This is a genomic window from Oleiphilus sp. HI0043, assembly GCF_001634935.1.
The window spans coordinates 1-222 of sequence record NZ_LWEY01001062.1 but is presented as its reverse complement, the minus strand read 5'-3'; the positions used below and the strand labels follow the sequence as shown (position 1 = coordinate 222).

At 46.8% G+C, this 222-nt stretch carries 1 protein-coding gene; it reads left to right on the top strand.

Annotated elements, in window-relative coordinates:
• Positions 1–222 (top strand): hypothetical protein (locus A3729_RS32970; RefSeq protein WP_197475812.1); only part of this gene is annotated, 222 nt, incomplete at both ends.

Sequence of the window (222 nt, the reverse complement as noted above, 5' to 3'; positions counted from 1 at the left end):
GTACCTTATATTGTTAAGCAGCAGGCCATCAACTCCCTTAAGGATATTGCAGCCTGGGATACGCAAATCGAATCAGTTGTTTTCAACCCTTACGCACTATCTCTAGCCGTTCACGGTTTCCAAGCTAAGGATGAGTTCCAGCAAGATAGCGTCAGCTTTGATCGATTCTACGTCAACTTTAGCGCCCTCGGTTCATTGGGGGGGCGCATAGCTTTTGATGAA